13 protein-coding genes are annotated in these 11,963 nt (G+C 56.3%); 4 read left to right on the top strand and 9 right to left on the bottom strand.

Features of this window, described 5'->3' with window-relative positions:
- Positions 1 to 34 precede the first annotated feature (34 nt).
- Together OLTU_RS15250 and OLTU_RS15245 are read left to right on the top strand one after the other, a co-directional pair.
- Complete coding sequence (locus OLTU_RS15250) at positions 35 to 1,168, top strand: hypothetical protein (RefSeq protein WP_141733626.1); 1,134 nt, start codon at positions 35 to 37, stop codon at positions 1,166 to 1,168.
- Between the two features lie 316 nt (positions 1,169 to 1,484).
- Positions 1,485 to 1,883, top strand: a complete 399-nt coding sequence (locus tag OLTU_RS15245) for a hypothetical protein (protein ID WP_141733625.1) — start codon at positions 1,485 to 1,487, stop codon at positions 1,881 to 1,883.
- A gap of 2 nt (positions 1,884 to 1,885) precedes the next feature.
- Here OLTU_RS15245 and OLTU_RS15240 read toward each other — a convergent pair whose 3' ends face one another.
- Positions 1,886 to 2,512: a recombinase family protein gene (locus OLTU_RS15240; RefSeq protein WP_141733624.1), complete on the bottom strand. Its 627-nt coding sequence runs from the start codon at positions 2,510 to 2,512 to the stop codon at positions 1,886 to 1,888.
- A gap of 30 nt (positions 2,513 to 2,542) precedes the next feature.
- A complete protein-coding gene (locus OLTU_RS15235; protein ID WP_218110056.1) occupies positions 2,543 to 3,757 on the bottom strand; it encodes a hypothetical protein in 1,215 nt (404 codons plus the stop codon).
- A 180-nt stretch (positions 3,758 to 3,937) separates the two neighbouring features.
- On the opposite strand from OLTU_RS15235, the gene OLTU_RS15230 reads away from it, so the two are divergent.
- Complete coding sequence (locus OLTU_RS15230; RefSeq protein WP_141733622.1) at positions 3,938 to 4,603, top strand: YiaD family glycine zipper/OmpA-like lipoprotein; 666 nt, start codon at positions 3,938 to 3,940, stop codon at positions 4,601 to 4,603.
- A 44-nt stretch (positions 4,604 to 4,647) separates the two neighbouring features.
- Here the strand turns inward: OLTU_RS15230 and OLTU_RS15225 are convergent, their stop codons facing one another.
- From OLTU_RS15225 to OLTU_RS15205, 5 genes are all read right to left on the bottom strand, one after another.
- The gene (locus OLTU_RS15225; RefSeq protein ID WP_141733621.1) at positions 4,648 to 5,268 is read right to left on the bottom strand and encodes a hypothetical protein; all 621 of its coding nucleotides are present in this window, start codon (positions 5,266 to 5,268) and stop codon (positions 4,648 to 4,650) included.
- A gap of 252 nt (positions 5,269 to 5,520) precedes the next feature.
- Positions 5,521 to 6,573, bottom strand: coding sequence for a succinylglutamate desuccinylase/aspartoacylase family protein (locus OLTU_RS15220; RefSeq protein ID WP_141733620.1), 1,053 nt, complete (start codon positions 6,571 to 6,573; stop codon positions 5,521 to 5,523).
- A 3-nt stretch (positions 6,574 to 6,576) separates the two neighbouring features.
- Entirely contained in the window at positions 6,577 to 7,746 is a 1,170-nt protein-coding gene (locus OLTU_RS15215) for a tetratricopeptide repeat protein (RefSeq protein ID WP_141733619.1), read from the bottom strand.
- A 9-nt stretch (positions 7,747 to 7,755) separates the two neighbouring features.
- Positions 7,756 to 8,535 carry a PilZ domain-containing protein gene (locus OLTU_RS15210; protein ID WP_141733618.1) on the bottom strand — a complete coding sequence of 260 codons (780 nt, stop codon included), beginning with the start codon at positions 8,533 to 8,535 and terminating at the stop codon, positions 7,756 to 7,758.
- Positions 8,536 to 8,580: 45 nt separating this feature from the next.
- On the bottom strand, positions 8,581 to 9,867 hold the full coding sequence (locus OLTU_RS15205; RefSeq protein ID WP_141733617.1) for a hypothetical protein: 1,287 nt from the start codon (positions 9,865 to 9,867) through the stop codon (positions 8,581 to 8,583).
- 133 nt (positions 9,868 to 10,000) lie between these two features.
- Here OLTU_RS15205 and OLTU_RS15200 point away from each other — a divergent pair, with 133 nt between their 5' ends.
- Positions 10,001 to 10,624, top strand: a complete 624-nt coding sequence (locus OLTU_RS15200) for a recombinase family protein (protein ID WP_141733616.1) — start codon at positions 10,001 to 10,003, stop codon at positions 10,622 to 10,624.
- On the opposite strand, the gene OLTU_RS15195 is transcribed toward OLTU_RS15200, so the two are convergent.
- The gene (locus OLTU_RS15195; protein WP_141733615.1) at positions 10,621 to 11,166 is read right to left on the bottom strand and encodes a hypothetical protein; all 546 of its coding nucleotides are present in this window, start codon (positions 11,164 to 11,166) and stop codon (positions 10,621 to 10,623) included. The two genes, OLTU_RS15200 and OLTU_RS15195, sit on opposite strands and share 4 nt — an antisense overlap.
- Before the next feature lie 17 nt (positions 11,167 to 11,183).
- A complete protein-coding gene (locus OLTU_RS15190; RefSeq protein ID WP_218110055.1) occupies positions 11,184 to 11,831 on the bottom strand; it encodes a hypothetical protein in 648 nt (215 codons plus the stop codon).
- Between the last annotated feature and the right edge of the window lie 132 nt (positions 11,832 to 11,963).

Raw genomic sequence — 11,963 nt, 5'->3', positions numbered from 1 at the left:
GCAAAAATTGACGGTATGAGGGAGGAAACCATTCATGCGTAACATTCATTATGGGCTGTGCCTGCTGGTGATCGTGCAGGCTTCATGTGCAGACTATCAGCCGAGTCAGCTGCAGACGGTGCCTTTGAATTCCCGCACGGTCTTTCAAAGAAAAGTCCAGGTGGCGTTGCACGAAGCCGCGGATGCCCTGAGCGACAGCAACCCGCTTGGGGTTCAGGCTCCCGGAGTCGCAGCCTTCGCCTTGCAGGACATCGTGCAGCAGACCTGTGTGAATCAGGCCGGTGGCGCTTTGATCACCAGGGCTTCGTCCCAGACCAACTCGTTCGCCATGGATTCCCTCGAAAAAAGCTATCAAAAGGATGTCTTTGTCAACGCGCAGGTGGAACGATCCTATAAGCTCGTGGACGAGGATCTGGAATGTGCCCGTAAGCAACCCATCATCGAAGTCGACCTGGACAAGGATCTGCTGAATTTGCAGCTTGATGTCAAACATCGACGCGAGGAAAAAACTTATATTTCCGAGCTGCAAAAACCCGAAGAGGACGAGCCGGCCGCGGAGACGGAAAGCACCAGTACCGCCGTGCCCACGCCTCCTCCGTCCCGCCAGATGACGTCCATCATCTCGCTGGTGGAAGGAACCCGCAAGGTTACCTTTACCGCGGCCTTGGGGGAAGTCCAGGATGAAGTCAGTTACAGCAAGGAATCCCAGGGCACCGGCACCCGGCGTGAGATCGTGCAGTCAAGTGCGAACGTGGATCAGGAACTGAATTTTACCATCCAGAGCCAGTTCACGATGGTGGATACCTATAACGAGGACGACCGGGATCTGGCCGTGGGCCGTGGGCCTCTCCGCAAGGAGATCACGACCGGAACCGTGAAATCGATCCTTGCCGGTGAGGGTTCGGTCGAAACCACCTTCACCAACCTGAAACTGGAATTCACGCAGGGGTCCTGCAAGGCCGTCTCAGGCACCATTCAGAGCCGTTTCCTGCTGGACGGCGACAGCACCCCACGCAAGACGGTGGATTTCGATGTGGCCAGCGGCTCAGTAAAAGTCACCGACACGATCCAGCGGGAGGATTCCAATCCCTTGCTGGATCAGGCGGATATTCTCGCATCCATGGATCTTCAGAAGGAGCTTTGCGCCCAGGATTCCTTCCTGGATTGATTGACCGCGTTTTTTAGGGGGCTGGCGGCCGGATCTCCGGTCGCCAGTTTTTTTCATCTCTTGGCATGATCAGCACGCGCCACAGGGCTTCGCTCAACGCTTCCGGTTATGGGAAGTAACGGCACGTTCCCGTTGAGCTATGCATTCCTGAGCTGCACATTTTCCTCAGAGCCCCGACGTGGGGCTGCCCTGACGTAAGTCGATTCAACTCTCTATCCACGCTCAGAACACTCAAGTACCATGTCCCTGCTCATGCAAAGAGTCCCGAACCCCCTGGTAGGATGGGGGCACTTAGCCCAAGCCTGAGGAGTAACCAATGAGTAATTTTGAACAGGACAAGCTCAAAACCACCAGCATTGAAGAGGACATGCTCGAAGACGAAAGCGAGGAGGAGGACTCCGAGGAGATCGAAGTCGATACGGAAATGTTCGCCGAAGGACTGGTGCGATTCCCCTGCTTCGAAAGCGTTCCCAAAGAGAAGAGCGCGGAAGAAATCTTCGACCTCGTATTCGAAGCCTATCAGGATGAAAATTTGCTCGAGGAGCAGGATCATGTGGTCGAACTTCTTCTTCACCTCCAGGATGAAGAAAGCCCGTTCAACCTGAGCCGCGCTCTCGAAGTCTGGTCACACGACGACCGCCAGGCCTTCCTGGAACTCGTCGATGAACTGTGCCAGGAAGCGGATGAAAGCGAAGCCGAGGAAACGACGACCTGAGTTCAGGTTTCCTCCGTCGATTCCATACCCGGTTCGCGGCCCAGGCTATGGGCCGTGCCACGACTCATCCCCAGTTCCTGGGCGATCTGCTCGTAACTCAGGCCCTGAGCTCGCTTCTCGCGAACCAATTCCTGCTGCTCCGCGGTGTACTGCCGCGGACGGCCCAGTTTCACGCCCCGCTTCTTCGCAGCCGCCAGCCCTGACCGCACCCGCGAGACGATGGTCTCCCGCTCGATTTCCGCAATTTCTGAAAACGCCGCCAGCATCGTGCGACGGAAGGGATTATCCAAACCCAGATTCAAAACGGGTTGCGTGACGGAAATGAAACCGACACCGGCCTGGTCCAGGATCAAAAGGGTCTGAATCGCTTCGGTCGCATTACGACTCAAACGATCAAGTCGATAGACGACGATGGTGTCGATTTTTTGTTCAAAGGCGGCCTTCAAAAGCGCCTGGTAGGCTTTGCGCTGCGTGGTCTTGCCGGAAATGCCGTGATCCTTGAATTCCTTGATGCTGAGCGGCTTCTTATTCTCGGGCAGAGTCGCCAGCCAGGCCTGGAATGCCGACTTCTGGCTGGCCAGGTCCTGACGATCGGTGGACACACGATAGTAAACGCCGAGATGTTTCATCCCACTCCCCTGCGAACCGTTTTCTACATCCTACAAATTTTCAGTTAAAAGTGCGACCATCCAAAGGAAGTCGACGCCATGGAAGGTTTCAATGCAGGTGGCCTTGGGACGTGGAACGTATTCCACCGAATGACGTTGCCACAGGTAATCCGCCCGCCGATCGCAGTTGCGCGGCAGGTGTTCATCCGGGAATTGCGGCATTTCCAAAAGCTTCTGCAGAAGCAGGGCCTGGGTCTTCCAGGTCAACGCCCCGACACTGCGGAGTTCCATATATTCAAAAAACAGATTGGGGCGATCGAGGCTCGCCAGCTGATGCCCGATCCAGGCCCAGCGCTGATCCTTGATCCGCGGGGAACCGAGCGGTGCGAAGGCCGTATCGATAAGTTCGGATATGCTGCGCAGGGCACTTTTGGGCTGATGATCGGTGAGCTCCAGCTCGATCCAGAGCGTCAGGGCATTCAGGTGGGCTGTGAAACCAGGCTGAGCCATCCAGGCATCGAGCTCCAGCGTGGAGAAACCCATGCGCACTTCCTCGGGAATGTCGCGGAGGGGCACCCCATACTGCTGACTCATAAGGCGCATGATAGCACCTATTCCGGGGCTCAGGCGGCTGACATAGAACGGACCATCATCCACCGAGCCGCCGGTGGTATCGACGATATTCAAAAGCTGCTGCAGACGGCGAACCTCGGCCGGCGGGTTCTGGGTCATCGCCACCAAAAGACCCACAATCATATCGCGCGAAGTGCTTTTTCTACGGCATTTCGGATGGCGAACCCAACGGCCATTTTGAAAGGCGTTCTCAATGCCACGCCAGGCTTGATAAGCCTTGTCCTGCCAGCCGAGTTTCATCAGGGCCGTGTAGCGCAGGCTTGAGAATAGAAGACTGTCGCACTCCCCCGACGGACGCCCATCGCTGTGTCGATGGACGACCATGCCTTGTTCCAAAAAGCCTTCTTCCAGCCATTGTTCATAAAGAAAGGCTTTTTCCCGTGCTTTGATGCCGAGTCTTTGCCATTCGCCCCGCCAGTATTCGGGATTTTCCGTGGAACTGGCGCGCAAACGGGCCGTCAATTTTTGAATGGAATGCCGGTTCTGCTGGAGCGACCATACGATGGATACCCAGCAGAGAGTCATAAGAACCGAAATCAACAGGATCCGGCGCATTTCCACCCCATTACGGAAAACAATCCGCCCTTCACTGCCGCTATCGGTCGCTTTATTGTATTCCTCAACCCCCTCCATTTAGTGTATAGTTTCCAATACCTACGAGAGGGTTGTCACCTTTAGGTCACAACTGGGCCTTCGAAAAAAATTTTGCTTTTTATTTCCCGCTCTCGTATTTGAAGAAAGTTGTCTTCGAGGAACTTGTTCGTAGAGTCCCTCTGCAACCAATGGTTTCGCACTTACATGGAGTACTTAAAGATGAAAAGACAGCTCACCTGCCTCGCCCTCATTCTCGCCGTCGGCACCAGCGCCTGCGTGACAAAAGATGCCACGACCGACCAGAACGAAGTGTCCGGCGCTACCGTTGGTGCAGTGGCTGGTGCCGTTGCTGGAGCCGTCTTGGGCAACCAGGTGAAGGGCGACAAGAAAACTCGCCAGAACGCACGTCTTGCAGGCGCTGCGGCGGGTGCAGCCATCGGCGGTGGAATCGGCAATTACATGGACAAGCAGGAAGAAAAACTGCGTCAAAAGCTGCGTTCCAGCGGTGTGAGCGTGACGCGCAAAGGCGATCAGATCGTTCTGAACATGCCCGGCAACATCACCTTTGAAACCGCCAAAGCCCAGATCAATCCTGGCTTTGAAAACGTACTCGACAGCGTCGCTGCCGTTCTGAAAGAGTACAAGGACACTTCGATCGAAGTTTCCGGTCACACCGACAGCCGCGGTAAAATGGAAGCCAACCAGGTGCTGTCCAAGCAGCGTGCCGACGCCGTTGCGCAGTTCCTTCGCCAGAAAGGCGTTGCTTCCAACCGCATCTCGGCCGTGGGTTATGGTCAAAGCCAGCCGATCGCCGACAATGCCACGGAAGAAGGTCGCTCGCAGAACCGTCGCGTGGAAATTCTGCTGACACCTAAAGGCAAGTAATTTTCAGCTTGGGATGGGACCGACGGAAAGAGTCGGTCCTTTTTTTATTCCGGCAGGGATTTTTTCAGGTATTCGTACAGAGCCTGAAACGATTGCACATTGATCTTGCCGGCCTGTCTTACGCTCGTTCCACACAGCGCGACGGGAAAGATCTGGGGGACCGAATCCGCGCTCTCGATGATCAATTCCCAGTCGGTGGCCGCTGAATCCGGGGGGCAGACGAGCTGCGGGCCGGACACCATTTCCAGCGTCCCTACAAATTTATCCAATTCCTGGACCTGAGCCGGGGAAAGCGTGATCTTCTTTTCGATGAGATTGGAGCTGCAACGGCAGGAGCTGAGTGCCAGTTCGCGGCTTTGCCGAATGAAGCGATAGGTGGTTTCGTTGCCGCAGCCGCCGCCTTCCCCGACTGTTTCCTCGGAGTTTTCGGTCGGACACGTGGCCGAACGGTGGACTTCAAGGGCCTTGCCACCCTGCACCCAGGCCTGACGGACTGGAAGATCAGGCATGTCCATGTTCACTTCCACATTGCGATTCGAGGGCAGGACGCTCGAGGGATCATCTGTTCCATAGAGGTTCGTGGTGGTGGAATTCTCACCACTCGGGTGCTTGCAGGCAATCAATCCCAGGAGCAAACAGCCAGCTAAGAGCTTAGCACGCGGCATAAATCCCTCAATTCGTGTGAAGAATATGCCTATTATACAACTGGTCACATGAAAGAGCCAGCGCGGTAAAGCTTGTATCTGCAGGAGATGACGCGCGGGGGAGCCAGGGGTGGAGTCAGAGAGCCAGCTCATCGTGACCCGCGGGGGAGTAGGAACCGGTCTCAGAGCGCCAGCTCATCGTGACCCGCGGCGGCGCCGGGGGTGGTATCAGAGCGCCAGCTCATGAGGTCCGCGGCGGCGCCGGGGGTGGTATCAGAGCGCCAGCTCATCGAGATCCGCGAGCGACTCCTCCACTTTCTCCGGTTCGTGAAACGTCGCAATATGAAACAGCGCGTCCCCCTCGTGCACCACGGGCAGCATCGAGGCACAGATCACGATGCCTTCGACCCGGGTGCGGACGGTTTCGATTTCGTCGCCGTAGGGATCGGAGATCACGCCGATCACTTCATCCTTATGCACATGCTTCCCGATGCGGGCGAGCAGGCGAATGATCCCGCTGCGGGTGGCGCGGATCCAGTAGCTGCTCTTGGCAATGAAGGGCTTCTTTTCGGTTTGCGAGAGGCGCGGCGGCCGCTTTTGAAGATCGAGCATTCCGATCTTGTACATGACGGACACGATCCCATCGAGAGCCACCTTGATCACACGATCATCAAAACGCAAAGCCTCGCCGCCTTCAAAGAGCAGCATCGGGACATCGCGTTCCAAAACCGCCTGTCGCAAGGAACCGTCGCGGACGTTGGATTTGATGATCACCGGAATGCCAAACGCTTCCGCCAATTCCAGCGTTTCCTGATGATCAATATCAGCCCGAATCTGCGCCAGATTTCGCCGATGCACGGCCCCGGTATGCAGATCAATCCCGTGCGTGGCCTTCGACACGATCTCGGTCATGAACACATAAGCCAGGCGCGAGGCCAGCGATCCATTCGGCGAACCGGGAAAGGACCGATTGAGGTCCCGGCGGTCCGGCAGGTAGCGGGAAAGATTGTTAAATCCGAAGACATTGACGATCGGAATCACCAGCAGCGTACCGGAAATATCCTTGAGCTGCCTGAGATCCAGAAGACGCTTGCAGATTTCCACGCCGTTCAATTCATCACCGTGAACGGCCGCGGACACAAAAAGCGTCGGACCGTCCAGCTTGCCGCGGATGACTTCAACCGGAATATTGATATCGGTGTTGTCGTAAAGCTTGCCGATCTTTAAATGGATCTTCTTGCGTTCGCCGCGTTTGATGGTATGCCCGGATATCACAAACGGTGTCGACTCGGGGCTGACCTCGTCTCCCGTCGCTTGTTCGCTCACGACTTATCCATCCACTGAGGTTTTGCCATCATCCTGAAACAGGGGTTTGCCCACCGGACCAAAGCCAAGAGGCTGGTTGCTCTTCTTGTCGCGTTTGACCGGAACGACTTCCTCGACAGCCTCTTTTTCTTTTTCCTTGTCCTTTTTATCCTGACGCGCGGCCTGTTTGCGCAGCTGGGCCTGAGCCTCATACTGCTGCTTCCGCCGCTCAGCGTCCTCATCTGCTAAAAGATGCCAGGCGCGCTGATATTCGTCAAATCTTTCCGGACGATACTTGATGGCCTTGTCAAAAGCCTCCAGCTCGCCACTGGAATAGAAAAGCCGCGGCAAATACTGGCGCGCGACTTCGGGAAAGTAATTGTTGTCGATCAACTGCTGCAGATAAGGAATGCACTCCTTGATGCGATTGAGCATGATAAGAGCCTGCACCGCGTCCACGCACAGGAAGTTGGGCTTGTTGAATCGCTCAAAGGCCATTTCAATCAAGCGCAGAGCCAGCTTCGGCGCGCCGGAGTAAAGATAAAGATCGATCAAAGGCAGAATGATGGACATTTCAAAAATGCCCTGTTTGATGGCCGAAACCAGCAGTTTTTCGGTCATCTTGATATCGTCCTGCCGGCGATAATAAAGCGCCAGCGCGGACGCTGCGATCGGAGCCTTCTGGCCGCTCTGAACAATCTCGGTCAGGATACGAAAGCCGGTCTGCATCTGGCCTTCCGCCATCTTCGCCGCAGCCCGCCGCACGTCCACAAGGTATCCCTGCGACCATTTCTCGCAGAGTTGATCCATGCCTTCGAGCAGAGTTTTCGGCGAAATGGGCTTCGGCACCATCACAGGTTCGCCCATGCTGGCCATGCATTTGAAATCCGTCCCGTTATGCTGCGAGCAAATGATCAAAGTCGGTGTGATGCATGCGACCTGATGAAAGAGCTGTTCCCTTTGAATGATGGCGGCGGGATCCTGGTCGGTATCATCCAGGATCAGCATCGAAGCTTTGCCGATGGCGGTATTGGCAAAGGCGGCCTCTTCCGAGTTGGTCGTATCAATGATCTTCCACTCGCGCTTCGACAGGATATCCTTGAGTTCGATACCGATCGCCCGCTGGCTGGTGCTGTAAGCCACCGCCCAGCGATTTTCCCAGGTTTCCGCCTGCTTCTTGATGCGAATACCCACGTGCGCCCCCTAGACAGCGTTGCCCATTTGCAGCTCTTTGATAAAGCGTCCGACTTCCAGCATGAATTCGCGAGGAGGGTTGAGAAAGGCCATCCCCATCTTATATTTTTGAATCGAATAACCGGCTTCCGAACTGGTGGTGCGTTCCCGAATCCGCTTGGTCCAGCGCAATTCGAGACCGATCGGAATGGGTTTCATCATGGGAAAAATCAGCTGCGCGCGGGTGCAGGTTGGATTGGCTTCCACCCAGTTGAGCAGCGCGGGAAACCGCGTTTCCACGCAGACGCCACCAAAACTGATATCGCTGACCGAAGCCCAGCTGGACAAAGGCATATAGAGGCCAAAGACCGGAGGTGCGGCGATATCATTGGGATCGACTTCCCAGGCCTTCGGATCCACGAAAGGCAAACGGTCATCCGAGGTCTTGAAGCGCTGCGCGATGCGTCTTTCGGCTTTGGAGAGAGTCAGAGGCAGGGTCACGTAAACCCCGGCCGGCGTAAGCTGCAGCACCGAACAGGTGAAGGCGATGCGCTTGTCCGTGCCGAAGACTTCCACGATCAGGTCCGTGTGGGTCTGCAGACGCGCAAGGCCGTGGTCCGAGATGCTGCCGAGGACAAAACAGGGCGGCCGGGAATTGAAAAAGGTATCACCAAAGGTAAAGCGCACGCCCAACTTACGCTCCTGAACGGGTCGAATGATACCGTCCGCGCGCTGGTCGGCAAGGTCGGAGATGATCGTGCGTATGATGGCTGGATCCGTTATTTCACCGGAAGGAGTGTAACGACTCATAGTTCTCACCTACCCCGCAAGCTTTCCCCCCATTGTAACATAAGTTTAGAAATCGCGCTCCAAACCAAAGCGGAGACCACTCTCTTCAAAGTGCCCCGTGACAACACCAGCCGAGTGCCGGGTATTGTAAAGATAGGCGCCGAGGAAGGGCTGCATCGACCAGATGGTCCAGGGTGCGATCCAGGAGCTGTCGATCTCGCGACTGCCGCTCTTGAGAAACAGAATGGACAGTCCCACGCGGGATGGATGGTAGTGACCTGCGATGTGAAGACCGTAGTCGGTGAACTTCTGCTCGTTCTGCTGGAGTGGCATCTGGACAAGGCCGGCAACCGGTCCAAGATTCAACGACCAGTCGGTCGTCCGGATATGGGTATTCAGCAGATCGAGACCAAGGGCCACGTGCAGACGAATGCGTTTCTGTTCCGTATTAGGCGCCTGCGTGCCGCCCGCTTCATAGTCGGTAAGGGTCGCGTGCGTGTCGATGGCTCCGGAAAGAAGCAGATTCGGCGCCAGATAATACCGGCCGGCCGCGCCCGTTCCCAGGCCCGAGCTGGGTTCCGCTTCGAAACGATCCTTTTTATCAATGCTGAATTCCTCGCGCAGATAACGGAACCACACGAGGACTTCATGTTTCCGCACCAGAGGCGGCAGGTTCGAAGGCATGCTGCGCGCGACAAACGAGCTCATGGGACCTTCATCCGGGCCGCTGAGAAGATCCTTGTCGTCGGGCTCATAAACCACCTGGTCGTCATCAGGCGCACTCAGATCAATGAAGATTTCGGGTTCCTTGGGAGTGACCGGAGCCGGTCTGCCCCAGGTCGCCGGCACCCACTGAAAGCGCAGCTCCGGAACCGGAACGAGTTCCCCGTGGGCCGTGATTCCGCGCAGACGAATGAGCCAGGGCGCCCCGACCTTCGTCAGGTGAGCCGCCAGTCCCTGGGTTTCAAACCAGCGGGTCCGCAGAGGATAACGCCCCAGCCAGAGCCGATAGCGCACCGCCTGGGGGACACTGATCCAATCGAGGCGCGGCCGACGGGTGGCATCCGAATTGGCAAGCAGAGCCACGATCGCCTCCTGCCACACCACCGTCCCCTGCTGCCGCACGCGCACATAATAGACAGCCGTTTCCGGGAAATTGACCAGATATTCCTGTTTGTCACCCAGCTTGAAGGACACCAGTATGTTCTGGAAGCCGGCATCGCGAGCCACATCCAGGGTTCCCACCTGATGCCCGACCCGTCCCATATCCAGCGGAAAAACTTCCGCCTGCAATGGAACCAGGGCGGACCCCAATCCCAAAAGGATCATGAGCAGGTGGCAAAGTCGCAGCATCAATCCCAACCTCACGCCAGGTGTTCGGCTTCCCATCGGCAGATAGTGCAAAGAGTTGAGGAACTTGCTGCCGAGCCCAAGCCAGGCTAAGATCACCCAGACGATCGGCAGCCAAGGAAGGAACCTGGTCGAAATGAAATCAATCGGCATTTATTATCGTGTTTCCACCGACAAGCAGGACCTGGAAAGCCAGAAACATACAGTGGAAGACTGGCTGGCCCGCCTGGATCCCAGCCGTCAGCCGAAACGCGTTCACATCTTTGAAGATGAAGGGCTCAGCGGAACCGACAGCACCCGTCCGGGCTACCAGGCTCTGCTGGCTGCGGCGCAGGCTCAAAAAATAGACACGATCGTGGTGTATCGCCTCGATCGTTTCAGCAGGAATGCGACGGAAGCGATTCGCACGCTGCTCGCCCTCGATGAAGTCGGGGTGGGTTTTATTTCCGTGACCCAGCCCGTGCTCAACCTCGGTCACGAAAATCCCTTTCGTCGGACTATGCTCGCGGCTTTTGCGGAAATCGCCGAGATCGAACGCCAAACCATCGTGACCCGCGTGAAGGCCGGCCTCGAAGCGGCCCGCCAGCGCGGGGTGAAACTCGGAGCGCCCAGCAAGATTTCGCCGGAACTGCGCGAACGCGTCCAAACCCTGCGCAAGGAAGGGCGGAGTTTTCGCGCGATCGCTCAGCAGCTGGATGTCAGTTATGGTCTGGTGTACAAGGCGGCCCAGGAGGATACGGCCGCCGCGATCGATGATTAGAACATCACGACGGAAGCGACTTCGGGTTCAAGGGCCAGACCATCGATATGAGCCCGGATCACATCGCGCTCCGAAATCATGGTGGTCTTGGACATGAGGACCTTGCCGAACTCCTGCAATTTTTCCGGTGTGATCTGCATGGGCAGGTTTTTGCGGAATTCAATCCACGCCGGCAGCATGCGCACGGCGTTTTCCAGATTCTGCCGCAGTTTGTCCTGAAACTGGAGGGCCTGGATGATCGGCTGTATCACGTTTTGCACTTCCTCGTGCTCACCCGCCAGCGCTTCAAGATTTTTGATCAGGGCCACAAAGTTTTCCCGGCTTCTGTCCCCCAAACGCACCGTGATCGCCTTCTGCAGGCCCTGGATGGCGGCCAGGCTCTCGGCCGAGATCTGCGAAACGCGAGCGGTGTTCTGCAAAAGCAGGTCAATGGCTTCCGTCACCCGCGCGGTCGAGGTTTCTGATTCCTTCGCACACCATTCCAGTGTTTTCTGACTGAAGACGTGCAGGCGTTCCACCAGCTGATCGATCGTAAGCGACATCCGAAACTCCTGATCTGTTAAAACTCGATAAAGATGGAACGCTGATCCTGCCCCTCGGGCGGCTTCTCATTCAATACCAGTTCATAAAAGGTCTTGGTTTCATCCACGGACGAAAGAACCTTGGCAAGGTCCCGGGCCACGTCCTCGAGCTGGTTGGGATTCAAATCCTTGTGCAGTACGTCGCCGACCTTCCACCAGGAATGCACCACATGCGCCAGACGCTGACGGATGGCATCCTCGAACTGCATGGAGGCCAGCGCAGGCAGCACCTGCTCCTTGATCCCGCTGTCGAGAACGATCAGACCTTCGAGCTGCTTCTGCACCGCGGACAGACTGAGCCTTTGACGCCTCAGGTCCTCGTTGTCATCCACGCCCGAGGCCCCGTCGATGTTTTCACCGGCGGCCATGCGTTCCTGAAGTGTGCTTACAATATCATCAACATTGGCATTGACTTCGTCTTTTTTCTTATCGATGTCCGTGTTTGAAAAATACAATTCATAAAACTTACGCAGCGAGTCAAAAGCCGGTTTGTCCATATAGTTGGCAGACAACTCGAAAATGGCTCCGGTACATGCTGCTGCACCCGCCAGAGCTGATTGAGACAGAGATTCAAAAATCCGGAGGAAGATAACGTCCAATTCCTCTTTGGCAATCAAATGAGACATTTTCTGAGCCGACGACGATTTTCCCATGCAGCGACACCTCGGGCGTTGCTTGTTTTATTTCCAGGATAGCATGGAATTTCCGCGCACCAAAAGGGTACGGCGTGAAAGAGCTTGAGGGCACTCAAGTTTCTG

This window comes from Oligoflexus tunisiensis (genome assembly GCF_001748245.1).
Lineage (GTDB): Bacteria > Bdellovibrionota_B > Oligoflexia > Oligoflexales > Oligoflexaceae > Oligoflexus > Oligoflexus tunisiensis.
Note: the sequence above shows the minus strand (reverse complement) of the source record. Positions and strands in the feature narration are given on the sequence as shown.